This is a genomic window from Fulvivirga kasyanovii (genome assembly GCF_009711405.1).
Classification (GTDB): domain Bacteria; phylum Bacteroidota; class Bacteroidia; order Cytophagales; family Cyclobacteriaceae; genus Fulvivirga; species Fulvivirga kasyanovii.
Genome location: NZ_SMLW01000318.1, coordinates 1 through 5,434 on the forward strand (window position 1 = coordinate 1; position 5,434 = coordinate 5,434).

Annotated in this window: 6 protein-coding genes; 1 reads left to right on the forward strand and 5 read right to left on the reverse strand. The window is 41.7% G+C overall.

Translation table 11 applies throughout. The features are described from left to right. Window positions 1–664: hypothetical protein (locus E1163_RS30350; protein ID WP_185155936.1), on the forward strand; the 664-nt coding region annotated here is incomplete at its 5' end. Window positions 665–714: 50 nt separating this feature from the next. Here the strand turns inward: E1163_RS30350 and secG are convergent. The 5 genes from secG to miaB are packed head-to-tail and all read right to left on the reverse strand — an operon-like array spanning window position 715 to window position 5,420. Then, window positions 715–1,098 (reverse strand): preprotein translocase subunit SecG, encoded by a 384-nt coding sequence (secG, locus tag E1163_RS02755; RefSeq protein ID WP_155169223.1) that lies wholly within the window; start codon window positions 1,096–1,098, stop codon window positions 715–717. Between the two features lie 15 nt (window positions 1,099–1,113). Further along, window positions 1,114–2,088 (reverse strand): hypothetical protein, encoded by a 975-nt coding sequence (locus E1163_RS02760; protein ID WP_155169225.1) that lies wholly within the window; start codon window positions 2,086–2,088, stop codon window positions 1,114–1,116. 57 nt (window positions 2,089–2,145) lie between these two features. After that, window positions 2,146–2,676 carry an LptE family protein gene (locus tag E1163_RS02765; protein ID WP_246223478.1) on the reverse strand — a complete coding sequence of 177 codons (531 nt, stop codon included), beginning with the start codon at window positions 2,674–2,676 and terminating at the stop codon, window positions 2,146–2,148. Further along, a complete protein-coding gene (locus E1163_RS02770) occupies window positions 2,663–3,946 on the reverse strand; it encodes a sigma-54 interaction domain-containing protein (RefSeq protein WP_155169229.1) in 1,284 nt (427 codons plus the stop codon). Before E1163_RS02770 ends, E1163_RS02765 begins: the two co-directional genes overlap by 14 nt. Window positions 3,947–3,956: 10 nt before the next feature. Next, entirely contained in the window at window positions 3,957–5,420 is a 1,464-nt protein-coding gene (gene miaB, locus E1163_RS02775; RefSeq protein WP_155169227.1) for a tRNA (N6-isopentenyl adenosine(37)-C2)-methylthiotransferase MiaB, read from the reverse strand. Window positions 5,421–5,434 lie beyond the last annotated feature (14 nt).

Sequence of the window (5,434 nt, forward strand, 5' to 3'; positions counted from 1 at the left end):
GTACAAGAAGTATGTGCTGCTTGCCTATTTTAAAAAGGTAAGAAGTTCTTTTCAGCAGCAGGAATTATATCCTATGCTTGGTGACCTTGTTTTTCACTATAATAACTTGATAGCCTTTAAAAATAACCATGAATCCCTCAGAAAGAATTTCCCTAAAGAATTGGCAGGGGTAGACTTTGATAAACTTGAGCTAACTTATAAAAAGATTGTCGAGGATGATGAACTAATGAACGAAATAGGGGACATCATCAACTATGCATTGCCACTCTTTAAAGGATCCCTTTCCGAGGGCAAGGAGATATATGAGTTTGTAGAGAGCAATTGTGAAGTTACTCCTGTAGGGCTGCTACCTTTATACACTGATGAAGGATACTTTTTCATAAGCCACAGTCCCTCAGCGCAAACCAGGGTTTACAGATATCAGCTTACTTTTCTGGAGACTTCTGAGGAGAAGTATCGAGGGATTCATACTACATTAATAGACAATCTAAGGAGAGGACTGGGGGATACTTATGAAAGCATTAAAATGGGATTGACCAGGCGGTTTAGCGACATGCCTAATCCTGCAACCTTTTTGGTTTATTCCAAAGTGAAGTTTCCATACATTTCCACATTGGAGCCTGTAGCCAAGCGTCTGCTAATCAGGTATATTTCCAAGACATAAAAAAAACGGTCACCTTTTGAGTGACCGTTTTATATACAATTTTTTGATTCTTATTCTACACTGTCAGTTTCTCCTGAAATATCTTCAAGTCCTGAGTTTTCAGTAGCTCCGCCATCTTCTCCTTCAACATCACCAAGATCAAGTGAAGGTAAAGCACCACCTTCTTCCTGAGCCCTGTCTCTGAACTCATCAACTGGGCCTTGCTTTTCTTTCAATACAAAGCTTGTAGAAAGTGTCAATACAAAGATAGCAATGGCAAAACCCCAGGTTAACTTCTCTAACAGGTCACCTGTTTTTTTGACACCTATCATGTTACTTGCTCCGGCTCCGCCAAACTGGCTTGAAAGCCCACCGCCCTTTGAGTTTTGAGCTAAAATTACCAATACCAGCAATACAGCGGTTAAAATTATCAAACTTAAAATAAGTGTAAACATTCTATGACCTTATAATTATTTTTGCAATTCTTCAATTCGAGACGCAAAGTAAGCTTTTTTTTGCGGAAACTTCCAAATTAATTTTTTATAAATATCAATCGCCTTACTTTTCTTGCCCTGGTTGACAAGAATTTGTGCCAGGTTTTCAGAAACCAGGTCTTCGTTGAAAGATGTACTGGCCTCGGAGAGGTCAGGCTGGTTATCAGAGCTTTTCAATGGCTTGGCAGTGATACTGGGTTCTTTGCTGATGAAGTTTTCAATAATCGCTTTTTGCTCGTCATGAGCGATCTTTTTTGGCTTTCTGCCTTTGGGTTGCGTAGAGACCGCCGCGTCGGGTTCTTTTTCTACTTTATCCTTTTTTGTCTTAGGAGTTTTTTCTTTTTTCTTCTCAGCCGTGGTCTTCACCTCTTTTGCAGAGGTTTTAGATTCCTTTACTTTAGGCTTTACATTGCTCTGGCTCTTTTTAACCGGGCTTTTCTTTTCTTTTTCGACACTTTTCGAAGCTTTTTTAGCTTTGGCAGGTTCTTTTTTTACTTTGGCAGGAGGAGTGTCTTCTTCCAGCCATTGCATGTAGGACGCCTTGCTTTTTTTCAGGCTTTCAAGGTCTGAAAGTACTGCATCCCTGATTTGATCGGAACTCTGGTCATATGCTTCAGGAGCTACAGTAATATAGTGTTGGCTAGCCGCCTCAGTTGCAACAGGAGTGCTTTCTGCTATAGGTTCATGAACCTCTGCCGGTGTAGACACAAGAGCAGAGGGCCTTTCCTGGATAACCTCTTTTAGTATATGTCTGTCAGTCGCATAGAAAGCAGCATAATGTAAGGTTTGTTCAGCTATATCCGTTTTTGCGTCATGGTTAGCCTTAGCCACGAGCGTATGAATTATCTGGCTGTAGGGGTAGTTTTTTGCAAGTTCGTGCAGCTTATTCCTGTCTTCACCTGGAATATTGTGATAGTCCTGTAGTATTTTTATGAATCTCTGTTTATTCAAAGCCGCAGATTTTGTTGACTTTCAGTTTAACGTTAGTGAGTAAAAATATATCAAAAATTACCAATTGGCAACCGAGGCATTGAATATATCCAAAATAATTTGGTCAAATATCTCCTCAAGTAGTTGATCTTCAATAGTGGTAAGGTTTTGATTACTGTCAAAATCACTGTAAAATGAGAACGATCTGTTTTCAAAGTTAAACTGATCATCCTGTGTATTGATATATGTAGCCTGTACCGTGATGGTCAACCGTGTAAGGGCAGAAGTACTGCCTCCCAGTTGATCGTTGTTAGTGGCGGTAGGGGCAATGGGAGTCAGCCGGTACCCTGTAATGACACCCTCCAGTTGAAGCTCCCCGTCGTCTTCCACGAGTGTAAGGTTTGTGTTAGACTGGTAGTAGTCCCTTATCTCATTGGTAAAAGTCTGGGCCATATCAGGAGGACCACCTTCCGCATCATTATAAAACATATCAATGGAAATGGTCTCGGCGGTGATGGCCACGCCGGTAAATGAGTATACGCCGCATCCTCCCAGTAGAATTACCGGAAACATCAGGGCTAGCAGAATTATTCGGTTATAGGTCTTCAAGTTCGTATTGTTTGATTTTTCTGTACAAAGTCCGTTCCGAAATGCCCAGATCTCTGGCTGCATATTTTCTTTTGTTATTATTCTTCCTTAATGCTCTGATTATCAGTTCTTTTTCCTTCTTCTCTATCGACAGCGATTCGTCTTCCTCTGTTTCGTGGGCGATGTCTTCAATATCAGCATCACCATTATCATAAGTGTGATCTCTGTCGGGTGTTGTAGAGTTGATATTGAGTAGTACCGGCTTTTCAGGTGGGGTAGGAACCTGTTCGATATTATTATTGTCCAGCCCTTCAAACAACTCGCTATGGTCTTCAATTACCTGACTTGCAGAACCTTCGCTTTGTAAAGCTTCCAGAACGAACTTTTTAAGGTCGTTCATATCCTTTTTCATGTCAAAAAGAACTTTGTAAAGCAGGTCACGTTCTGAAAGACCTTGTTTGTCTTTTTCAGGGTCGCGGTACAATGCAGGAAGGTGGCTTTGGTCTTTTGGCAGGTATTGCAGTAACGTATCTCCATTGATGGACTTGTTTTCGGTGGATAGTACTGAAATCTGTTCTGTCAGGTTCTTTAATTGCCTGATATTCCCCGGAAACCTGTACTTCAATAGGATTTCCTTGGCATCATCGGTGAGTGAGATGGGCTTCACTCTGTACTTTTCCGCAAAGTCGGTCGCAAATTTTCTAAAGAGCAACAGAATGTCTTCTCCTCTGTCCCGTAATGGCGGTACATAAATAGGTACGGTGCTTAAGCGGTAATAAAGGTCCTCCCTGAACTTACCTTCATTAACATTTTTCATGAGGTTGACATTGGTGGCTGCCACCACTCTTACGTCTGTTTTCAGAACTTTGGAAGAGCCCACTTTAATAAACTCACCATTTTCTAACACCCTTAACAACCTGGCTTGTGTACCCAAAGGCATTTCACCTATTTCATCCAGGAAAATGGTTCCGCCATTAGAAACCTCAAAATAACCTTTCCGGGCCTCATGCGCTCCTGTAAATGAGCCTTTTTCGTGTCCGAAAAGTTCGGAATCTATGGTTCCTTCCGGTATGGAGCCGCAGTTGATAGCAATAAACTGGTTGTGCTTTCTGGGGCTCAGGTGATGGATGATTTTGCTGAATGATTCTTTTCCACTTCCGCTTTCACCGGTTATAAGCACCGACATATCAGTAGGGGCCACCTGAGCCGCCACTTGTATGGCATGGTTGAGCAATGGTGAGTTGCCAATAATGCCGAATCGCTGCTTTATGCTTAAAATATCGAAATCCATAGGTTGTTGATCAATCGACAATATTTCCAAATAAAGTGGCAGGAGTACACCTGTCAACCAATACATTAACGTACTGGCCTTTTTGATAGTGCTTCTTAGGGAAGATCACTACCTTATTGGCAGAATTTCTTCCTTGAAGGTCATCGTTTGATCTTTTTGAAAAGCCTTCTATCAACACTTTGTGGACTTTGCCCACATCACGCTGGTTGCGTAAGTGAGAATGTTTTTGCTGCCTGTCTATGATTTCGCTAAGCCTTCTTTTTTTAATCTCCAGCGGAATATCGTCTTCGAATTTTTTTGCTGCCAGTGTGCCGGGGCGCTCACTGTAGAAGAACATGTAGGAGAAATCATATTTCACATAATCCATTAATGTGAGTGTATCCTGATGTTCCTCTTCAGTTTCAGTACAGAAGCCTGCAATCATGTCTGAGGATATGCCACAATCTTCACCTATAATCCTTCTGATGGCATCCACACGGTCTATATACCATTCACGGGTATAGGTTCTGTTCATAATCTCAAGCACACGTGTATTGCCACTCTGAGCCGGTAAATGGATATAGTTGCAGATGTTTTCATACTTCTTCATGGTATGAAGTACTTCATCTGTAATGTCTTTGGGATGTGAGGTGGAAAAACGAACACGTAAGTCCGGGTGTACTTTGGCCACCATTTCCAATAAATTAGCGAAGTTGATAACTTCACTTACTTCTGATTTTTCCAGTCTGGCTTTATTGTTTACCTCAGGTGACCATTTGTAGGAGTCAACATTTTGCCCCAGAAGGGTTACTTCACGATAGCCATTGTTGAAAAGTTCCTGGGCTTCCTTTACTATCGAATAAGGGTCTCTGCTACGTTCGCGGCCTCGGGTGAAAGGCACAACACAAAATGAACACATATTGTCACAGCCCCTCATAATGGAGATGAATGCAGTAACGCCATTAGAGTTGAGTCTGACAGGACTGATATCTGCGTAAGTTTCCTCCCTGGATAGGAAAGTATTAACGGCTTTCTGCCCTTCATCCACTTGCTTCACAAGGCCGGGCAGGTCGCGGTAAGCATCGGGGCCAACTACAAGGTCTACTACTTTTTCTTCTTCCAAAAGCTGACTTTTCAGGCGCTCTGCCATGCAACCCAAAACCCCGATCATCATCTCAGGACGGTTTTTCTTTACTGTATTGAATTGAGAGAGCCTTGCTCTTACAGTTTGCTCTGCTTTTTCCCTTATCGAGCAGGTATTCAGGAATATAACATCAGCTTCATTAAAATCGGAAGTAGTGTCAAAGCCCTCTTTTTTCATTATTGAAGACACTATTTCGCTGTCAGAAAAGTTCATCTGACAACCATAGCTCTCTATATATAATTTACGCTCTTTACCCGTGTTCTCATCCTCAGATACTTTAACGGTCTCACAAGCTTCATGCTGCGTACTGTCATTCGCCAAAATATCAATATCTTCAATCACCTTTTGCATGATATCATCCTTTA